The following is a 508-nucleotide window of genomic DNA, read 5'->3' as shown; positions in this document are numbered from 1 at the left end:
TCATTTGGTTGGTAACGAGGACGAAATCCTCTCCTTCAATTCTAACTGTAGGACATAGCTTCTGAGCTACTTTTTCGTTAACTTTTTTCGAAGGGGTTAACGGGATAACTAGTCTTGAATTCAAGTCATTTAGTAAGTTGTTTTGCACATCAACAAAATAGGGGTATGTTTTTTTACTGCTTTTGTCTTTGTTCAAATAAAGCGTAAATTGGCTCATTAAAAGCTCCTGAATGAGTCAGAAAATAAACCATTCTCTTCACTCAACTTGTTCAGCTCGTCAATAGCATCTTTATTTTCTTTAAGCCATTGTTCGCGTTGTGCTTTTTTTACTTGAACAATCAAGGCTTGTTCAAGTGTCGCTGATAAGTTTATTTTCAAACTTTTAGCTTGATTTAAAAGGTCACTGTTTACTGTTAGGTTAGTAGCTTTCTTAGGCGCTTGCTGGTCAAAACTTGGTCGCATGGTATTTGCTCCTAATGCGCATTGTTTATATGTATTGTTATGCTAT

2 protein-coding genes are annotated in these 508 nt (G+C 35.6%); both read right to left on the bottom strand.

The features are described 5' to 3' along the window. Window positions 1-217: CcdB family protein (locus A3766_RS06995; protein WP_068641993.1), on the bottom strand; the 217-nt coding region annotated here is incomplete at its 3' end. Continuing rightward, window positions 217-462, bottom strand: a complete 246-nt coding sequence (locus tag A3766_RS06990) for a type II toxin-antitoxin system CcdA family antitoxin (protein ID WP_068516651.1) — start codon at window positions 460-462, stop codon at window positions 217-219. The genes A3766_RS06990 and A3766_RS06995, both read right to left, overlap by 1 nt. Window positions 463-508: the final 46 nt, after the last annotated feature.

This window comes from Oleiphilus sp. HI0132 (genome assembly GCF_001635845.1).
This window is presented reverse-complemented; position numbering and strand designations above follow the sequence as displayed.